Below are 18029 nucleotides of genomic sequence, written 5' to 3'. Positions count from 1 at the left end.
GTGCAGCAGATAGCCCGCTCTGTCGCCCTCGCATTTAATAATTTGCCGCGCCCCCACCGCGTAATGCTGGGTTCTTTAACTGTAGTCACTCTGGCCGTCGCTGTCTGGCGGCCTTACGTTTATCATCCTTCGGATGATGTGACGCCCATCGTCAAAAATATCGAACTGGATAAGAACACGTTCCGCACGCTGTTGCCGGAAGCCAGTGAGCCTATCGATCAGAGCACACCGGAACCGGACGAAGAACTGCCTGCGGACGATGTCGATACCGATGTGCCCCAAACGGCAGGGGTTCACGACTACACCGTTTCATCGGGCGATACCCTGAGCAGTGCGCTGAATCAGTATGGCATCGACATCAGTGACATTAATGCGCTGGTGATGAGCGACCGCGACCTGCGTAATCTGCAGGTTGGTCAGCAGCTGAGCTGGACGCTGGATGATGATGGTGGCCTGAAAACCCTGAGCTGGGAAATCTCCCGCCGTGAAACCCGCACCTATGAGCGCACCCCTAAAGGCGGCTTTAAGATGGATGCGGAGATGCAGAAGGGTGAATGGCGCAACAGCGTGATGCAGGGCGAAGTGCGCGGCAGTTTCGCCGCCAGCGCCCAGCGTGCCGGGCTGAGCAGTGCCGAATCCAGCGCCGTAATCAAAGCGCTGCAGTGGCAGATGGATTTCCGTAAGCTGCGTGCGGGAGACCAGTTCAGCGTACTGATGTCACGCGAAATGCTGGATGGGAAGAGTGCGCAGAGTCAGTTGCTGGGTGTGCGCCTGCGCAGCGGAGGTAAAGACTATTACGCTTTCCGCGCCGAAGATGGCAAGTTCTACGATCGTAGCGGCTCCGGTCTGGCGCGCGGCTTTATGCGCTTCCCGACGGTGAAGCAATATCGTGTCTCCTCTAACTTTAATCCGCGTCGTCTCAACCCGGTCACCGGCCGTATTGCACCGCATAAAGGTGTCGATTTTGCGCTGCCAATCGGTACGCCGGTGCTGGCGGTGGGTGATGGTGAGATCGTCGTGGCGAAGAACGGCGGTGCCGCCGGTAACTACGTCGCGATACGTCATGGTCGTCAGTATATGACGCGCTATATGCATATGAAGAAAGTGCTGGTGAAGCCTGGACAGAAAGTGAAGCGTGGCGACCGTATTGGACTGTCAGGCAATACCGGACGTTCCACCGGGCCGCATCTGCATTTCGAAATCTGGATCAATAATCAGGCAGTGAACCCATTAACGGCGAAACTGCCGCGCATGGAAGGCCTGACCGGCAAAGATCGCAGTGATTACCTGGCACAGGTTAAATCCTGGCTGCCGCAGCTGGGTCTTAAATAAGCGAATTTCGTCAAATCGCGTAAAAACCGACGGGTTCCCCGTCGGTTTTTTGCTATCTGGCGCAGGATGATTGCAAATTTTCAGGTCGTCACTATCATTAGCCGGTCATTGCTTGAGGCGAGTGCATGGAAACCCGTAAAAAAAATAACACTGAATTTATTCCCGTTTTTGAACGTTCTTTTCTCAAACCTAAGTACTGGGGCAGCTGGCTGGCAATTGGTGCGCTGGCGGGTCTGGCTTATTTACCCCCAAAAGTGCGCGATCCGCTACTGGGGCGTCTGGGCCGTTTCGCGGGTAAGCTGGCAAAGGGTGCGCGTCGCCGTGCGCTGATTAACCTTTATTACTGTCTGCCGGAACTCAGCGAGGCGCAGCGCGCAGCACTGGTCGATGAAATGTTTGCGACGGCACCGCAGGCGATGGCAATGATGACCGAGCTGGTACTGCGCGATCCGGCGCATATCCGTGATCGTGTTGAGTGGCATGGTCGTGACATTATCGATCAGATGATGGCTGACGAGCAGAATGTGATTTTCCTGGTGCCACACGGCTGGGCGGTGGATATTCCCGCGATGTTGCTGGCATCAGAAGGCCAGAAGATGGCGGCGATGTTCCATAATCAGAGCGACCCGCTGATGGACTATGCCTGGAACACGGCACGTCGCCGCTATGGCGGCCGGTTGCATGCCCGCAATGACGGAATTAAGCCGTTTATCAGTTCGATACGACAGGGTTACTGGGGCTACTATCTGCCCGATCAGGATCATGGTCCGGAGCACAGCGAGTTCGTCGATTTCTTTGCCACCTATAAAGCGACGCTGCCGGCTCTGGGGCGTTTGATGAAGCTGTGCCGTGCCCGCGTGGTGCCACTGTTCCCGGTTTATAACAGTGAACGGCATGTGCTTGAGATTTATGTTCGTCCGCCGATGGACGATCTGCTGGAGGCGGATGACCATCAGCTGGCTCGCCGGATGAATGAAGAAGTTGAAGTCTTTGTCCGCCCGCATCCCGAGCAGTACACGTGGATCCTCAAGCTGCTGAAGACCCGCAAAGCGGGTGAGACTGAACCGTATTCGCGTAAAGAGCTGTATCCGCGCAAATAGTAAAAAGGCCGCGCAAGCGGCCTTTTTATGATGAGAGGGAAGGAACTGGCTCAGGAAGCAGACGCCTTTCGCAAAGACGCATAAGGCGCCCTCCCTGGCCCGCGCTGTTTTGCTACAGTCATATACTCTCATCGCTTTGAACTTCTGAGCTGCCTGCTCAGGGTAAACCTGTGGCTGCGCTGCCTGTTTATAACGCCTCCAGCCTGCTGCGACGTTTACGCTCGCGCATAAACAGGATCACCAGACCAAACCAGAGCACGCCGCTGATAAAATTGACCAGACAAAACCACAGCGTGCCGCCGCTGAAGTAGCCACTTTTCGCCAGCTCAATTCCCACTGCCAGCGTCATAATACTGATCATTCCCAGCATCGCTGCCACGCTGCCTTTGCCTTCGTTGCTGGCGTAGAGCGTCAGGCGATAGAGTCCTGCATTGACCATGCCCGCGCCATAAGCGTAGAGGCTCAGACCCGCGGTTATCAGCAGATAACCGTGGCTGTTCATCAGGCTCGCCACCAACGCCAGGCTCAGACCAATCAGAATCGGCCAGGCGGCGAACTTCACCGGCTGTTCTATGGGCACGCGTCCCGCCAGCTTACTTAGCGTCAGGTTACCGGCGATCATTGCCAGAAACACCGGCAACTGCAACAGGGCGTACTGCATACGCGACAGACCTTCGTCGTGCATCAGGATCACCGGCGAAAGGGCAACCCAGGTGAGGATCGGGATAAACACCAGCCCGATAGCGAAGGAACCAAACATCACCAGCCGGTCTTTCATCAGCCGGCCGTAGTTGCGCGCCAGATTGGGCAGAGCGATGGAGTGACTGCGGTCACCGGCGGTTTCGGGCATCACACGCCACAGCACCACAAAGGCAACCAGGCTGCAGGCGGCAAACAGCCAGAACATGCTGCGCCAGCTGCCAATGGTAAGCCAGGCTGCACCAGCAAGCGGACCCGCCAGCGGAGCCAGCAGCGCCACGTTGGCCATCAGCGCCATCATGCGCACCGCCAGTGCCTCATCAAAGGCCTCCTGAATCGCGGCATAGCCGACTGCGCCGATAAAGCAGAGGCTGATGCCCTGAATAAAGCGCAGGCTGACAAATTCTTCAATCGAGCTGACCCAGTGCATCAGCATGCAGGCGACGGCAAAAAACAGGATGCCGAAGAGCATCACCGGTCGCCGGCCAAACTTATCAGAGAGAGGGCCCAGCAGCCATTGCAGCACCACGCCGCCAATCAGGTAAGCGGTCAGCGAGGTAGAAACCCATTCAGGGCCGACGGAAAATTCGCTGGTGACGATCAGCATACCAGGCTGGATCATGTCGTGAGCAATATAGGTGGCAAACTCGAACAGCACTAACGCCAGAGGAAAGAGTAAAATTCGGCCGGTAAGCTGGCTGATGGGGTGGAAACGGGCCATCTGGCCTCCTTGTCAGAAAAGAAAACGCGACTGCCAGGCAGTCGCGTCGTTTATTCTACACCGACAATGTAAACCCGGGCTCAATTAATCCACGCGCAGGACACGCGTGGTGTTGGTGGTGCCGGTAGCGCCCATTACATCGCCCTGCGTGACAATAACCAGATCGCCAGAGACCAGGAAGCCTTTGTCGCGCAGCAGGTTAACGGCATCATGCGCAGCCGCCACACCGTCGTTATTGCTGTCGAAGAACACTGGCGTTACGCCGCGATAAAGCGCGGTGAGATTCAGCGTGCGTTCATGGCGTGACATGGCAAAAATCGGCAGGCCCGAGGTGATACGTGAGGTCATCAGCGGGGTACGGCCTGACTCGGTCATGGTGATGATCGCGGTGACGCCCTGCAGGTGGTTCGCGGCGTACATCGATGACATGGCAATCGCTTCTTCGACATTGTCGAACTGCACGTCCAGACGATGCTTGGAGACGTTGACGCTCGGGATCTTCTCCGCGCCCAGGCAGACCTTCGCCATCGCTGAGACAGTTTCAGCCGGATACTGACCCGCTGCGGTTTCCGCAGAGAGCATCACGGCATCGGTACCATCCAGCACGGCGTTCGCCACGTCCATCACTTCTGCGCGGGTCGGCATCGGGTTAGTGATCATCGACTCCATCATCTGCGTTGCAGTAATGATGGTGCGGTTAAGCTGACGGGCACGACGAATCAATGCTTTCTGAATGCCGACCAGTTCCGGATCGCCAATCTCAACACCCAGATCGCCACGCGCCACCATCACCACATCAGAGGCCAGAATAATGTCATCCATCGCTTCCTGGCTGGCGACCGCTTCGGCACGCTCCACTTTTGCAACCAGTTTGGCGTCACAACCCGCTTCGCGCGCCAGACGACGTGCCAGATTCATATCTTCACCACAGCGTGGGAAAGAGACGGCCAGATAGTCGACCCGGATTTTGGCGGCGGTAATAATATCCGCTTTATCTTTTTCAGTCAGCGCTTCTGCTGAGAGTCCGCCGCCCAGCTTGTTAATACCTTTATTGTTCGACAGCGGGCCACCCACGGTGACTTCGGTGAACACTTTCATCTCCTGAACTTCCAGCACTTTCAGCTGCACGCGACCATCATCCAGCAGCAGGATATCGCCCGGCACCACATCTGCAGGCAGGCCTTTGTAGTCGATACCGACGCGCTCTTTATCGCCTTCGCCTTTACCCAGATTGGCATCCAGCAGGAAACGGTCGCCGATATTCAGGAAAACTTTGCCTTCTTTGAAGGTTGAAACACGAATTTTTGGACCCTGGAGGTCACCGAGGATGGCCACGTGGCGACCCAGTTTTGCGGCAATCTCGCGTACTTTATCGGCACGGATCTGGTGATCTTCTGGCGTGCCGTGAGAGAAGTTGAGTCGTACAACGTTCGCGCCGGCAGCGATGATTTTTTCAAGGTTATTATCACGATCGGTGGCCGGGCCGAGGGTTGTAACGATTTTGGTTCTTCTGAGACGTCTTGACATCGAGGACTCCGTAAACATTTAAGCGTGCCCTGGTCTGTGGACACAGCATGGTTATCTATTCTATATGATCGACGGGTTGTGATACGACTCACATTGTAAATGTGATGTTAATTTTTTACTGATCATCCTTTTCCCGAATGGTGTGCTTTTCGTAACGCGACGCTTTCAACGCCTCTTTCACGCGTTTCAGGTTTTCCCGGAAGGGCGCACCCCGTTCCAGGGTGAAACCGGTCGCCAACACATCGATCACGGTCAACTGCGCCAGGCGCGATACCATCGGCAAATAGATATCCGTATCTTCCGGTACATCAAGCACTAAAGCTATCGCTGCTTCATGGGCAAGGGGAGAATCGGCAGAGGTGATGGCTATAACGGTGGAACCGTTTACACGGGCCAGGCGAGCCAGTTCTACCATATTTTTTGTGCGTCCAGTATGCGAAATGAGAACAAAAACGTCACCGGCTCGACTATTTATGCAACTCATGCGCTGGATCACAATATCGTCTGACCAGATGACCGGCAGATTAAAGCGCAGAAATTTGGTAAAGGCGTCATGCGCCACCACAGCGGAAGCACCCAGCCCGAAAAAGGCGAGTTTGTCAGCCTGAGTGAGCAGGGTGACGGCCTGCTGCAGTTGGGCGCTATCCAGTTGATCCCGCACCCGCTGCAGCCCTGCCAGCGCCGAGTCAAAGATTTTGTGGCTGTAGTTCTCCACACTGTCATCGTCCTCCACGCCCCGGCTAACCCAGTTGCTGCTTTTCACCAGGCTCTGCGCCAGTTGCAGCTTAAAGTCGGGAAAGCCGCGCGCGCCCAGTCGATGACAAAAGCGATTCACGGTGGGTTCACTGACGCAGGCTTCGCGCGCCAGGGTTGCGATACTGGAGTGCATCGCTGCCTGAGGCGCAGCCAGAATCTGTCGGGCGACTTTCTGTTCCGCATTGCTGAGCGCGGCGAACTGCGCCTCAATTTTCTCCAGCATATTCATAAGCCGATGACCATAATCACTTTTACCAATTTCAATTATCCCTGTCGTCAGAGTCGATTAACAGAGACTATATCGTGTCAGCACCTGCCAGGCGCAACGGCGGACAAGTCGATTGCCCTTTTTTTTGGGATACTTTGACCGGTGCCTGATTTTCCTGACACCAACAGACACAGAAAAAACCGGCAATCCGCACGTGTCATCACACGCGCATAGCACATCCGGTACAGAGTTAATGCGGTTGACCCGGCGAGTCGGTTTACCTGGCGCGGGGAAAAAAGTACATTGTGCTCAAAGAAAATAATAACCTGGACCCGGTGGCAGAGGATGCATCCCCACCGGACTATCCTGCAACGAGGAGAGGAAAATGGCGGTAACACAAACAGCCCAGGCATGCGATCTGGTGATTTTCGGTGCCAAAGGCGATCTTGCACGCCGTAAACTGTTGCCTTCACTGTACCAGTTAGAGAAAGCGGGGCAGATCCACGAGGAAACCCGCATTATTGGTGTCGGCCGTGCCGAGTGGGATAAAGCGGAATACACCAAAGTGGTACGTGAAGCACTGGAAACCTTCATGAAGGAGAAGATTGACGAAGCGCTGTGGGACAAACTCAGCAATCGTCTCGACTTCTGCAACCTCGATGTCAACGACACCACGCACTTCCCGAAACTGGGCAAGATGCTGGACCAGAAAAATCGCACCACCATCAACTACTTCGCCATGCCACCCAGCACCTTTGGCGCTATCTGCCAGGGTCTGGGCACCGCGAAGCTGAATGCTAAACCGGCGCGCGTAGTGATGGAGAAGCCGCTGGGCACTTCACTGGAAACCTCACAGGAGATCAACGACAGCGTTGGTGAGTACTTTGATGAGAGCCAGGTGTTCCGTATTGACCACTACCTCGGCAAAGAGACCGTGCTTAACCTGCTGGCGCTGCGCTTTGCTAACTCTATCTTCGTGAATAACTGGGATAACCGCACCATCGACCACGTCCAGATTACCGTGGCCGAAGAAGTGGGTATCGAAGGCCGCTGGGGTTACTTCGATAAAGCGGGCCAGATGCGCGACATGATCCAGAACCACCTGCTGCAGATTCTGACCATGATCGCCATGTCGCCGCCATCCGATCTCAGCGCCGACAGCATCCGTGACGAAAAAGTTAAAGTGCTGCGCTCGCTGCGCCGCATCGATCAGACCAACGTGCGTGAGAAAACCGTGCGCGGCCAGTACACCGCTGGCTTTGTTCAGGGCAAAAAAGTGCCGGGCTACCTGGAAGAAGAGGGTGCCAATAAGTCGAGCGCCACAGAGACCTTCGTGGCAATTCGTGTCGATATCGACAACTGGCGCTGGGCGGGCGTACCGTTCTACCTGCGTACCGGTAAGCGTTTACCGACCAAGTGTTCAGAAGTGGTGGTTTACTTCAAAAACCCGGAAATGAACCTGTTTAAAGACTCCTACTCAGAGCTGCCGCAGAACAAGCTGACCATTCGTCTGCAGCCGGACGAAGGGGTGGATATCGAGATCCTGAACAAAGTGCCAGGCCTCGATCACAAGCACAAACTGCAGACCACCAAGCTGGATCTGAGCTACTCCGAGACGTTTAACCAGTCGCACCTTGCCGATGCTTACGAGCGTCTGCTGCTGGAAAGCATGCGCGGTATCCAGGCGCTGTTTGTACGCCGCGATGAAGTTGAAGCCGCATGGACCTATGTCGATTCCATCATCGACGCCTGGGCTGCGGATGGTGACTCTTCCAAGCCGTATCAGGCGGGCACCTGGGGCCCGGTGGCCTCCGTGGCGATGATCACCCGCGATGGCCGTTCGTGGAACGAGTTCGAATAACAGACGTGATAATGAAGCCCGCAACGCGGGCTTTTTTTTCGCCCTTTAACCGGGCCAGCCGATATGAATAAAACTGAACTGCCGTTTCAAAATGGTTGCAGGATGATAGACGCTCAGGAAGTTGATCATGTATGGTAGTGACGCAATTTACAGGGCAGGAGCCAATGCTCCATGACCGGGTCGCAATCCTGGTGTTATCAAGCAAGGGGAACTGATGAAAAACTGGAAAACGAGTGCAGAACAGATTCTGACCACCGGACCTGTCGTACCGGTCATCGTCGTGAATAAACTGGAACATGCGGTGCCGATGGCGAAAGCGCTGGTGGCAGGCGGTGTCAGGGTGCTGGAAGTGACGCTGCGCACACCCGTGGCGATGGATGCCTTACGTGCAATGATCAAAGAAGTGCCGGATGCGATCGTCGGTGCGGGAACCGTGATCAACCCACAGCAGTTACAGGAAGTGACCGATGCCGGTGCGCAGTTTGTGATCAGCCCTGGCGTCACCGAGTCGCTGCTGAAAGCGGCGGTTGAAGGGCCGGTACCGTTGATTCCCGGCATCAGCACCGTTTCTGAGTTAATGACCGGTATGGACTACGGTCTGCGCGAGTTCAAGTTTTTCCCGGCAGAAGCGAACGGCGGCGTCAAAGCGCTGCAGGCGATTGGCGGACCCTTCCCGCAGGTGCGATTCTGCCCAACCGGGGGCATCTCTCCGGCGAACTACCGTGACTATCTGGCGCTGAAAAGCGTGCTGTGCATCGGCGGCTCCTGGCTGGTGCCCAACGACGCGCTGGAAGCGGGCGACTGGGATCGCATCACCCGCCTGGCACGCGAAGCTGTTGAAGGCGCGAAGTAAGTTATGGCGGTGAGCGTCTGCTCACCGCACACGTTTACCCCTGAACCGTGAGCGCTGCTGCGCTGGCAACGGCACGCGCAATCGCCTGATCGGTGCTGTCACCGCTGGCCAGTGCCACGCCCAGACGACGCTGACCGCTGATTTCCGGCTTGCCGAACAGGCGCAGTTGCAGACCGGCACCCAGCGCCGCTTCGACATTCACAAATTGCACATTCTGGCTGGTGAGTTGCGGCAGAATAACGGCGGACGCTGACGGACCATACTGGCGAATCGCGCCAATCGGCAGACCGAGAAACGCCCGCACGTGCAGGGCAAACTCTGACAGATCCTGTGAAATCAGCGTCACCATGCCGGTGTCGTGAGGACGCGGCGAAACTTCGCTGAATACCACCTCATCACCGCAGACAAACAGCTCAACGCCAAACAAGCCATAGCCGCCCAGCGCCTTAACCACCTGCGCGGCAACATCCTGTGCCCGCTGCAGCGCCACATCACTCATCTGCTGCGGCTGCCAGGATTCACGATAATCGCCATCCTCCTGACGGTGACCAATCGGCGCACAGAAATGAATGCCATCGACTGCGCTGATGGTCAGCAGGGTGATCTCAAAATCGAAGTCGACAACCCCTTCGACGATGACGCGTCCGGCACCCGCGCGGCCACCCTGTTGCGCATAGTCCCAGGCGCTCTCGAGCTGGCTGGGGTCGCGGATGAAGCTCTGACCTTTGCCGGAGGAGCTCATTACCGGCTTCACAATGCAGGGAAAGCCGATTTCGGTAGCCGCTTCATCAAAGCGCGCCTTACTATCGGCAAAGCGATAGCGGGAGGTCGGCAGAGAGAGCTCTTCAGCCGCCAGCCGACGAATGCCTTCGCGGTTCATGGTCAGCCGCGCAGCACGGGCAGTCGGCACCACGCGCTGGCCTTGCTCCTCCAGCTCAACCAGGGTTTCCGTGGCGATGGCTTCGATTTCCGGTACGACAAAATCAGGCTTCTCTTCAGCTATCAGCGCAGCCAGTGCCGCGCCATCCAGCATGTTAATCACATGGCTGCGATGGGCAACGTGCATCGCCGGAGCATCGGCATAACGATCAACCGCGATCACCTCCACACCCAGACGCTGACACTCCAGCGCCACCTCTTTACCCAGTTCACCTGAACCCAATAGCATCACACGCGTGGCTGCCGGACGCAGCGCTGTTCCGAGAGTCGTCATTTCTTCACCTAAGCAGTCAAAATTCGCGCGCAAGTATAAACGAAAACGTTTGCGTTCTCATCTTCCGTCCATCTGACACGACTTTTTGCCTTACTTTTCCCGCTCTGACGTTTCCTGACATCCTTTTCGTCAGGATAGCGGGCTGACGTCTTAAAAGGAGTGGATGATGAATAACTGGTTGCAACAAATTCAGTCGGTACTGACGAAGAAGGGCGGTGAGGGCAAATCGGGCGGCGGCTTAAGCGACATGCTGGCGCCGGGTGCGCTGGGCGGCCTGGCCGGTATGCTGATAGCCAGTAAATCGTCGCGCAAACTGCTGACAAAATATGGCGGCAAGGCGCTGATTATCGGTGGCGGTGCGGCTGCGGGCGCGGTGCTATGGAACAAATATAAGCAGCGGGTCAGCGAAGCACACCAGAATGAACCTGACTTTGGCGTGGCGCAGACGCCGGTTAACCTGCGGGCTGAACGTCTGGTAACGGCGCTGGTGTTTGCCGCCAAGAGCGACGGGCACATTGACGATCAGGAACGGGCAGCGATTGAGCAGAATATTCATCAGTCCGGCTACGGACAGGAAGCGGAACAGCTGATCCAGAAAGCGATGAACCGCCCGCTGGATCCGCAGTGGCTGGCTGCCGATGTGAAAAACGAGGAAGAGGCGCTGGAGCTCTACTTCCTGAGCTGTGCCGCTATCGACGTTGATCACTTCATGGAGCGCAGCTACCTCTCCGCGCTGGGCGACGCGCTGAAAATCCCCCAGGATGTGCGCGACGGCATCCAGCAGGATCTTGAGGCTGAGAAAGCCCGTTTACCCGCCAGTTAATCTCTCTGATATTCCGCTGGCGGGTCACAGGATGTGATCCGCCAGCGGCTGCTTCTCAACCTATACCTGGCTTCCCGCTGCTGAAGTGTTACGCTTACAGATCATTACGTTCACGGAGACGGATGGATGAAAGCACCCATCGCAAAAAAAATACCCCATGAGATGACGTTGCACGGCGAGACGCGCGTTGACGACTACTACTGGCTGCGCGACGACAAGCGCGAAAACAGCGAGGTCCTTGATTACCTGCGTGCCGAAAACAACTACGGCAAAAAAATCATGTCGTCACAGCAGCCACTGCAGGACCGGGTATTAAAAGAGATTATCGATCGGCTGCCGCCTGAAGATCACTCGGTGCCCTATGTGAAAAATGGCTACCGTTATCAGAGCCGCTACCAGAGCGGTAACGAATATCCGGCCTATTACCGCCAGCCCGCAGCGAGCGATGAGTCTGACGAGTGGAGCCTGCTGCTGGATGCCAACCAGCGCGCTTCGCACAGCGATTTCTACACCATGGGCGCGCTGCATATCAGTCCGGATAACAGGGTCATGGCGCTGGCTGAAGATTTCCTGTCTCGCCGGCAATATGGCATCCGCTTCCGTAACCTGGAGAGTGGCAGCTGGTACCCTGAAGTGCTGAGCAATGCCTCTTCCAGCTTCGCGTGGGGTAACGACTCGCGCACCCTCTACTATGTGCGAAAACACCCGCAGACGCTGCTCTCCTATCAGGTATGGCGACACGAACTCGGTTCACCACAGTCTGCTGACCATTTGGTGTATGAAGAGCAGGATGACACTTATCATCTCAGCGTACATAAGACCACCTCTAAGCAGTTCATCATGATTGCGCTCTACAGCACCAACACCAGCGAAATTCAGCTGATTGATGCGAACTTTCCCGACGCGCAGCCCCATGTGTTTCTGCCGCGCCGCCGCGATCATGAGTACAGCATCGACCACTACGAGCATCAGTTCTTCATTCGATCCAACCGGGAAGGCGAAAACTTCGGGCTTTACCGCAGTCGCTATCTGGACGAGTCACGCTGGGAAACGCTGATCCCGGCACGGGAACAGGTGGTGATGGAAGATTTTCAGCTGTTTCGGGACTGGCTGGTGGTCGAGGAGCGCCAGCGCGGCTTAACCAGCCTGCGGCAGATCAACTGGGCCAGTGGTGAAACCAGCGGCATCGCCTTTGACGACCCGACCTATGTGACCTGGCTGGCCTACAATCCGACGCCGCGCACCAGCAAACTGCGCTACGGCTATTCGTCGATGACCACGCCGACCACGCTGTTTGAGCTGGATATGGATACCGGCGAACGCCGCATCCTGAAGCAGAGCGCGGTGAAAGGCTTTAACGCGGAAGATTACAAAAGCGAACACCACTGGATTAAAGTCAGTGATGGCACCGAAGTGCCTGTATCGCTGGTGTATCACCGCAAACACTATCAGCCCGGTCAGAACCCGATGCTGGTTTATGGCTACGGTGCCTACGGCAGCAGCATGGATGCCGATTTCAGCGTCAGCCGCCTGAGCCTGCTGGATCGCGGCTTTGTTTATGCGCTGATACAGGTGCGCGGCGGCGGTGAGCTGGGGCAGCAATGGTATGACGGCGGTCGCCTGCTGAACAAAATGAACAGCTTCACCGATTTTATCGATGTCACTAACGCGCTGGTTGCGCGCGGCATCGGACACCCGGAACGGCTCTATGCCATGGGGGGCAGCGCGGGCGGCCTGCTGATGGGCGGGGTGATTAATCTTGCACCGGAACGGTTCCACGGCGTGGTAGCTCAGGTGCCATTTATGGATGTGGTCACCACGATGCTGGATGAGTCGATTCCTCTGACCACCGGCGAGTATGACGAGTGGGGCAACCCCAACGATCCTGAGTACTACTGTTATATCCGCCAGTACAGCCCTTATGACAACATCGAGGCGAAAGCCTATCCCCACCTGCTGGTCACCACTGGTCTGCACGATTCGCAGGTGCAGTACTGGGAACCGGCCAAATGGGTGGCGAAACTGAGATCGATGAAAACCGACAATAACCTGCTGCTGCTTTGCACCGACATGGATGCGGGGCACGGCGGCAAGTCGGGGCGCTACAAAGCCTATGAAGGGATCGCGATGGAGTACAGCTTCCTGCTGGGGCTGGCGCAGGGCACCTTACCGCCGGCTCAGGATTACTGAGATTCGGTCAGGTACTTACGCAGCGCCTGCCGCAATGGCGGGCGCAAATCGCTGACGTTATCCAGCATCCACTTCAGATAGCCCGGATCCTTGCGCGCAACCACCGCAATCGCCTGTCCGCGGTATTTGCCAAACGGCAGAACGTCATCGCGCTGGGCCGCCGGTTGTGACCGCACAATCATCTCGGAGGCACTCCAGCCGGAGATCTCCATGATTCGGATCAGCAGCGCCGCCGTAACATAGCAGTCATAGAGTGCGCGGTGAGCATGCAGGTCAGCGGGCGGCGTGACATCCAGCTTTAGCGAATGACGCAGAGCCTGGTTGCCATATTTAATGCCCGGCCAGAGCTGACGTGCCAGCTGCATGGTGCAGATCCATTCACCGTACATTTCCGGCAGCATCCTCCGATCAAAGCTGGCGTTGTGCGCCACATAAAAAGCACTGCCGTAATAACGTGGGATCGCCTCTTCAATGGTCGGTTTACCGGCGACCATCGCTTCGGTAATGCGATGCACCGCCATCGCCTGACGGCTGATAGGGCGGTCGGGCAGGGTGAGATCGCTCATCGGATTCACAATCTGGCCGTCGACAACATCCACGGATGCGACTTCAACTACGCCGCCCTGCAGACCGCAGGTTTCAGTATCAATAACGCGAAATATCATTGCTTCATCTTCGGTTCATAAGGAAGGCGCGACAGGCTGAGCGACGCCTGGCGGTATTGCGTCAGACGCTGACGAAACCAGTCACGCAGCGCTTCGGGCTGTTCCTGCGCCACCATTTCGGCAACGACCGGCATGTTATAGCGCTCTTTAAACGCCACACCCGCTGCCGCCAAATCGACATTAATCTTGTCTTTCTCTTCCTGGGACAGCCGGGCAAGGTTATGGCTCATAATATTCTCCTGACGATAGCGGGCAAAAGTAATGTTTTCGGCGGTCTGAATCAAGGATAAAGGATCGCATCGCTGGCCTCGACAGTGCAAATACAGCAGCGTATCCTTTTGCCACGTTTATCGCCCTGGCGGCGGTTAAAAGGATGATCTTATGCATAAAAAACTGATTTCCCGCATGGTTATTGCGCTGGCAGCAGCCGGACTGATGGCATTCAGTTCGCTGGCGGCGGCGCATGCGCATCTCCAGTCTTCTCTCCCGGCGGCCAAAGCGCAGGTCACGGCATCCCCTGATGCGTTGACGCTGAACTTCAGTGAAGATATTGAAGCGGCATTCAGCGGCGTCACGCTGCTGGATAGTGAACAGAAGCCTGTCGCCACCGCTAAAGCCCGCGTTGAATCTGGCCAGAAAAACCGGCTGATTGTCGGCCTGTCTCAGCCCCTGAAAGCAGGCAGCTATCAGGTTAACTGGCATGTGCTGTCAGTGGATGGACATAAAACGGCAGGAAGCTATCGCTTTAGCGTGAAGTAACGCCGGTGACCACCCTCTGGATCCTGTTGCGCGCGCTGCATTTTATCGCCGTGATGCTGATGACCGGCAGCGCCTGTTACAGCGCGCTGCTGGCGCCCGGACGCTATCGACCCCTACTGGCGCTACGATTAAACCCGCTGGTGAAAGGGAGCGCCTGGCTGGCGCTGCTGAGTGCACTGGCGATGCTGGCCTGCCAGAATGTGTTGATGAGCGGCGACAGCGCCAATCTGGCCGATGTCGATATCTGGCAGGCGGTGATTGGCACGCACTTCGGTGGCGTGTGGCTGTGGGAAATCCTCTTTAGCCTGCTGGCCGTTGCTGGTTTGTTACTGACCGGGCGGCTGCGTCAGCCGGTGTTACTGCTGGCAGGCGTACTGCAACTGGCCTGCATGGCTCTGATAGGTCATGCCGCGATGCGCGATGGCTGGCCGGGATTGTTTCAGCAGCTCAATCATGCACTGCATCTGATTGCCGCGGCGTTCTGGACGGGCGGATTACTGCCTCTGTTGCTGTTGATGCGAGAGGCGCGCCAGATCGATCGCCGTGCCGACGCTATCCGCACCATGATGCGCTTTTCGCGCTATGGTCATCTGGCGGTGGCGTTAACGCTGCTGAGTGGCCTGATTAACAGCGTATTGATCGTGGGCTGGCCGCTCTCGTGGCACGATTCACGCTACATTATATTGTTGCTGTGTAAAGTGCTGCTGGTTGCCCTGATGGTGCTGGTGGCGTTGATTAACCGATACTGGCTGGTGCCGCGATTCCGCCTGGCGGGCAGCGGGACGCAGCAAAAATTTATTCGCATGACGCAGCTTGAACTGCTGCTGGCGTGTGGAGTGGTTGGGCTGGTCAGCGTATTTGCCACGCTGTCGCCAGCCTGAATGTGGTTTAAGAGAGAAAAGGGTAGTTATGTTGCTGAAGAAAGTGATCCCCGCAATCCTGTTGTTATCCGTATGCGGCCAGGCGCTGGCGGCACAAATCATTACCGTCAGCCGCTTTGAGATCGGTAAAGAGAAGTGGCCGTTTAACCGTGAAGAGGTGATGCTGACCTGCGAGAAAGATGGTGCGATGTTTGCCATCAATCCGAGCACGCTGATGACATACCCTCTGAACGATATCGCCGACACACTGTTCAAAAACAAACAGGTGAAAGCGCAGCCGATCAGCGTGATCCAGGCCGAAGACAAAGCGCATCCGGGTCAGATGATGAGTCTGCAGCCGATTGTTGAGCGCACCCAGGCGCTGTGCGGTAAATAAACCTGTCGGGTGCAGCATCGTGCTGCGCCCAACCCCTCTTTTTTGCCGTTGCGATCACAAACTGATCCGGTTTATGCCCCTGCGCCTCCCGTTTGCTGGCAATTCCACCGCGCTGTTCTAATGTTAAATGGCAAGGCGACATCGCCTTCATAAATGCCAACTTTTAGCGCACGGCTCCTTGAGAGCCATTTCCCTGGACCGAATATAGGAATCGTATTCGGTCTTTTTTTGTTTTATGATTTTTAAAGATTTTATGTGATTGTTACGAAACATCCCGAAATCACACTATTCAATCTATGCCATCAAATATTCCTGATCGCTTGAATCACGATTGTTTTTTCTTCATGGAAAAATTTTTTATGGTCGAATGGCCTTTACAAAAAACTTCTTCAATTCTCACATCAAATAATCGACTTTCAGCGCGTCTCATCTCATGAAAATTCGGCAGGTCTGGCCCAATCTTAATACCTCTTATTTCGCACGCTTCGACTAATACTCTCATTAATCCATCTGGGGCATTACGTTGGATCAAGTCTTCATGACAAACATGCCGTTATTGATTTCGATAATGCAGACACAGTGACGTTAATCATTCATCCGATGTCCATTGATTGAAGGTATGTTAGGGGACACAGCTCGTGCCGAGGGATTCACGTATTTATAGGTCTCTGACGGACGCATAGGCAAATTTCGGAGAGTGATCGTTTTATCTTAGTGTGGCACTATAATGCAGCCATTATCATGAACGAGGGATTGAGAATGATATCAGGAACAGCAGCAAAACAGGAACCTGGACGTTACTACACATTTGAGTCGAGATTGCCTCAGGGCGTTTTTTTTGAGATTCGCCCCAGCCATTTGCCAGGAAATGTAAAGCCCGTAACAGATGAAACCAGCGGTATGTGTATCGGTTACTCGGTCGCACAGGCTCCGGGTTTGTGGCAGATTTATGATGTTCAGGGGCATTTTCTTCACCTTTAAGAAGCACCGCTTGAAACACCGCTAATTGATCCAACTGATATTGTATTATTGGCGTTAGGTGTTTTTCGTATTCTTCGTACCGGACGGGTACTATTTGAAGCTGGCTCACGTGCGGCAATCTCAGCAAAAATTAGTCAGGGTACGGTATCTATTTTGCGTGGGCGGCTGAAATTCGGGCTACATGCGCGCAAACTTAAAATGACGGAAACAGCCGCAAGCCATATGTACGAACCCGCTCGATATGTTCCTTTGCAAATTCAGTAAAGGGCTATTCGTTATGGCAAGCGCATGCCAGATCCTCGTGAAGGTAAGGGAATGTCCCGATACGAAACGGACATTTATAAGCTGCGCTTCGATAAGCAGCTTCAAGAGTATTTCTATCAGAAGTACAAATTAGAGGTGATTGTCAGAGAATCAAACTGGACAATATCTCATTTTCAATATTTTCATTAATTAACAGGAACATTTCCATGTTTGATATCAGGAGTGAAGAATTTACTTTTGCAATCGCACCTTTTGAACGCATTGTGGATAACGAAGCCGATCCTGTTAACCATCACTGGGATTGGATACAGTCCTGGATCGAATTCTCGGTAAGCGGCCTGAAGGTGGCGTTTAAGACTGAGTTCACTGTTGGAGAGTTAAAAATGTTGAAAAAAGAATTTTCAGCTTTTCATCAGGCGATAATTACTCAGCAAAAGTTAAAGTCGTTTAAATATCAGAGCGATATTCATCAGCTTGATATGATACTGACAAATGAAAATAGTATTGATAGCGTAACTATTGATTTTATCCTCCGACCGGAACCCCATGCCGACAGCGTTCAGGTTAAAGGCAGCTTTGGCCTTAATGAAAGCTATTTCCCCGACATTCTGAAGAGGCTGGATGAAATGATTCAATGGCAGAATTAAAGATTTTGTCATTAAAAATTTTTAACTGAAAAATTCGGGCGTAGAATGGATTTTAATTTAGTCCTTTCCGTCTATGTACTATTCGATGCGGCAGTATCAAGTACCTGTACTGCCTGCATGTAGTTCATCCATGCCGAAAGCGATGCCTCCCAAGGTCAGCGTGTAACCCGTGC

Annotated in this window: 17 protein-coding genes; 11 read left to right on the top strand and 6 right to left on the bottom strand. The window is 54.9% G+C overall.

What is annotated here, in order from left to right; genetic code table 11:
* A complete protein-coding gene (gene mepM / locus AC0T7J_RS03230) occupies positions 1 to 1332 on the top strand; it encodes a murein DD-endopeptidase MepM (RefSeq protein WP_473792111.1) in 1332 nt (443 codons plus the stop codon).
* A 125-nt stretch (positions 1333 to 1457) separates the two neighbouring features.
* A complete protein-coding gene (gene lpxM, locus AC0T7J_RS03225; protein ID WP_473792109.1) occupies positions 1458 to 2432 on the top strand; it encodes a lauroyl-Kdo(2)-lipid IV(A) myristoyltransferase in 975 nt (324 codons plus the stop codon).
* Between the two features lie 187 nt (positions 2433 to 2619).
* On the opposite strand, the gene AC0T7J_RS03220 is transcribed toward lpxM, so the two are convergent.
* The 3 genes from AC0T7J_RS03220 to AC0T7J_RS03210 form a co-directional block, all read right to left on the bottom strand.
* Complete coding sequence (locus AC0T7J_RS03220) at positions 2620 to 3852, bottom strand: MdfA family multidrug efflux MFS transporter (RefSeq protein ID WP_473792108.1); 1233 nt, start codon at positions 3850 to 3852, stop codon at positions 2620 to 2622.
* Between the two features lie 84 nt (positions 3853 to 3936).
* Positions 3937 to 5379 carry a pyruvate kinase gene (gene pyk / locus AC0T7J_RS03215; RefSeq protein WP_031591426.1) on the bottom strand — a complete coding sequence of 481 codons (1443 nt, stop codon included), beginning with the start codon at positions 5377 to 5379 and terminating at the stop codon, positions 3937 to 3939.
* A gap of 115 nt (positions 5380 to 5494) precedes the next feature.
* Complete coding sequence (locus tag AC0T7J_RS03210; RefSeq protein WP_168769770.1) at positions 5495 to 6364, bottom strand: MurR/RpiR family transcriptional regulator; 870 nt, start codon at positions 6362 to 6364, stop codon at positions 5495 to 5497.
* A gap of 364 nt (positions 6365 to 6728) precedes the next feature.
* On the opposite strand from AC0T7J_RS03210, the gene zwf reads away from it, so the two are divergent.
* Positions 6729 to 8204: a glucose-6-phosphate dehydrogenase gene (gene zwf / locus AC0T7J_RS03205; protein WP_010258671.1), complete on the top strand. Its 1476-nt coding sequence runs from the start codon at positions 6729 to 6731 to the stop codon at positions 8202 to 8204.
* A 214-nt stretch (positions 8205 to 8418) separates the two neighbouring features.
* Complete coding sequence (locus AC0T7J_RS03200; RefSeq protein WP_010258674.1) at positions 8419 to 9057, top strand: bifunctional 4-hydroxy-2-oxoglutarate aldolase/2-dehydro-3-deoxy-phosphogluconate aldolase; 639 nt, start codon at positions 8419 to 8421, stop codon at positions 9055 to 9057.
* Between the two features lie 34 nt (positions 9058 to 9091).
* Here AC0T7J_RS03200 and purT read toward each other — a convergent pair whose 3' ends face one another.
* Positions 9092 to 10270 carry a formate-dependent phosphoribosylglycinamide formyltransferase gene (gene purT, locus AC0T7J_RS03195; RefSeq protein ID WP_473792105.1) on the bottom strand — a complete coding sequence of 393 codons (1179 nt, stop codon included), beginning with the start codon at positions 10268 to 10270 and terminating at the stop codon, positions 9092 to 9094.
* 166 nt (positions 10271 to 10436) lie between these two features.
* Here purT and AC0T7J_RS03190 point away from each other — a divergent pair, with 166 nt between their 5' ends.
* Positions 10437 to 11093, top strand: coding sequence for a tellurite resistance TerB family protein (locus AC0T7J_RS03190; protein WP_010258682.1), 657 nt, complete (start codon positions 10437 to 10439; stop codon positions 11091 to 11093).
* A gap of 126 nt (positions 11094 to 11219) precedes the next feature.
* The gene (locus AC0T7J_RS03185) at positions 11220 to 13283 is read left to right on the top strand and encodes a prolyl oligopeptidase family serine peptidase (RefSeq protein WP_473792103.1); all 2064 of its coding nucleotides are present in this window, start codon (positions 11220 to 11222) and stop codon (positions 13281 to 13283) included.
* Here AC0T7J_RS03185 and exoX read toward each other — a convergent pair.
* Positions 13277 to 13948, bottom strand: coding sequence for an exodeoxyribonuclease X (exoX, locus tag AC0T7J_RS03180; RefSeq protein ID WP_473792101.1), 672 nt, complete (start codon positions 13946 to 13948; stop codon positions 13277 to 13279). The genes AC0T7J_RS03185 and exoX overlap by 7 nt on opposite strands.
* Positions 13945 to 14178: a DNA polymerase III subunit theta gene (locus tag AC0T7J_RS03175; RefSeq protein WP_473792100.1), complete on the bottom strand. Its 234-nt coding sequence runs from the start codon at positions 14176 to 14178 to the stop codon at positions 13945 to 13947. The genes exoX and AC0T7J_RS03175 overlap by 4 nt, the downstream gene beginning before the upstream one ends.
* A 151-nt stretch (positions 14179 to 14329) precedes the next feature.
* Between AC0T7J_RS03175 and copC the strand changes: the two genes are divergently transcribed.
* From copC to AC0T7J_RS03150, 5 genes are all read left to right on the top strand, one after another.
* A complete protein-coding gene (gene copC, locus AC0T7J_RS03170; protein WP_473792098.1) occupies positions 14330 to 14707 on the top strand; it encodes a copper homeostasis periplasmic binding protein CopC in 378 nt (125 codons plus the stop codon).
* A 5-nt stretch (positions 14708 to 14712) separates the two neighbouring features.
* The gene (gene copD / locus AC0T7J_RS03165; RefSeq protein WP_473792096.1) at positions 14713 to 15588 is read left to right on the top strand and encodes a copper homeostasis membrane protein CopD; all 876 of its coding nucleotides are present in this window, start codon (positions 14713 to 14715) and stop codon (positions 15586 to 15588) included.
* A 28-nt stretch (positions 15589 to 15616) separates the two neighbouring features.
* A complete protein-coding gene (locus AC0T7J_RS03160; protein ID WP_010670792.1) occupies positions 15617 to 15964 on the top strand; it encodes a YebY family protein in 348 nt (115 codons plus the stop codon).
* A 741-nt stretch (positions 15965 to 16705) separates the two neighbouring features.
* Complete coding sequence (locus tag AC0T7J_RS03155) at positions 16706 to 16945, top strand: hypothetical protein (RefSeq protein WP_473792094.1); 240 nt, start codon at positions 16706 to 16708, stop codon at positions 16943 to 16945.
* 470 nt (positions 16946 to 17415) lie between these two features.
* Positions 17416 to 17856: a WapI family immunity protein gene (locus AC0T7J_RS03150; protein WP_473792092.1), complete on the top strand. Its 441-nt coding sequence runs from the start codon at positions 17416 to 17418 to the stop codon at positions 17854 to 17856.
* The last annotated feature ends 173 nt before the right edge of the window (positions 17857 to 18029 follow it).

This window comes from Pantoea sp. E956-1 (assembly GCF_982223955.1).
The sequence above is the reverse complement of the archived record's forward strand: the minus strand, read 5'-3'. Positions and strand labels throughout refer to the sequence as shown.

Coding starts and splice junctions, on each gene's coding strand:
- lpxM (WP_473792109.1), top strand. CDS start 1,458: ATGGAAACCCGTAAAAAAAATAACACTGAATTTATTCCCGTTTTTGAA.
- AC0T7J_RS03220 (WP_473792108.1), bottom strand. CDS start 3,852: ATGGCCCGTTTCCACCCCATCAGCCAGCTTACCGGCCGAATTTTACTC.
- pyk (WP_031591426.1), bottom strand. CDS start 5,379: ATGTCAAGACGTCTCAGAAGAACCAAAATCGTTACAACCCTCGGCCCG.
- AC0T7J_RS03210 (WP_168769770.1), bottom strand. CDS start 6,364: ATGAATATGCTGGAGAAAATTGAGGCGCAGTTCGCCGCGCTCAGCAAT.
- zwf (WP_010258671.1), top strand. CDS start 6,729: ATGGCGGTAACACAAACAGCCCAGGCATGCGATCTGGTGATTTTCGGT.
- AC0T7J_RS03200 (WP_010258674.1), top strand. CDS start 8,419: ATGAAAAACTGGAAAACGAGTGCAGAACAGATTCTGACCACCGGACCT.
- purT (WP_473792105.1), bottom strand. CDS start 10,270: ATGACGACTCTCGGAACAGCGCTGCGTCCGGCAGCCACGCGTGTGATG.
- AC0T7J_RS03190 (WP_010258682.1), top strand. CDS start 10,437: ATGAATAACTGGTTGCAACAAATTCAGTCGGTACTGACGAAGAAGGGC.
- AC0T7J_RS03185 (WP_473792103.1), top strand. CDS start 11,220: ATGAAAGCACCCATCGCAAAAAAAATACCCCATGAGATGACGTTGCAC.
- exoX (WP_473792101.1), bottom strand. CDS start 13,948: ATGATATTTCGCGTTATTGATACTGAAACCTGCGGTCTGCAGGGCGGC.
- AC0T7J_RS03175 (WP_473792100.1), bottom strand. CDS start 14,178: ATGAGCCATAACCTTGCCCGGCTGTCCCAGGAAGAGAAAGACAAGATT.
- copC (WP_473792098.1), top strand. CDS start 14,330: ATGCATAAAAAACTGATTTCCCGCATGGTTATTGCGCTGGCAGCAGCC.
- AC0T7J_RS03160 (WP_010670792.1), top strand. CDS start 15,617: ATGTTGCTGAAGAAAGTGATCCCCGCAATCCTGTTGTTATCCGTATGC.
- AC0T7J_RS03155 (WP_473792094.1), top strand. CDS start 16,706: ATGAACGAGGGATTGAGAATGATATCAGGAACAGCAGCAAAACAGGAA.
- AC0T7J_RS03150 (WP_473792092.1), top strand. CDS start 17,416: ATGTTTGATATCAGGAGTGAAGAATTTACTTTTGCAATCGCACCTTTT.